The organism is Winogradskyella poriferorum (genome assembly GCF_050618035.1).
GTDB lineage: Bacteria > Bacteroidota > Bacteroidia > Flavobacteriales > Flavobacteriaceae > Winogradskyella > Winogradskyella poriferorum_A.
The window spans coordinates 1-206 of record NZ_JBODPY010000379.1; the positions used below are offsets into that span (position 1 = coordinate 1).

The 206-nt window shown below is 35.9% G+C and carries 1 pseudogene; it reads right to left on the reverse strand.

From position 1 onward, the window contains the following. Positions 1 to 206: pseudogene (locus tag ACRHOC_RS16125) on the reverse strand (UDP-N-acetylmuramoyl-L-alanine--D-glutamate ligase); the annotation flags it as partial.

Consider the following 206-nt stretch of genomic DNA (forward strand, 5'->3'; position numbering starts at 1 on the left):
CTTGTATGCAATCTTAACAGGCTCTGACATATACTCTGTTTGGATAATGATATCTACCATGTTTCCAAAGGCTCCAAATAACTTTGAATTATCAACACCTAAGCAGATTATGGCTTTTACTTTTACATTTACAAATGGAAACAACTCTTTGTAGTCATTTCCTTTAACTTCTACACCAACGATCCAAACAGTTGGCGCAGCCATAC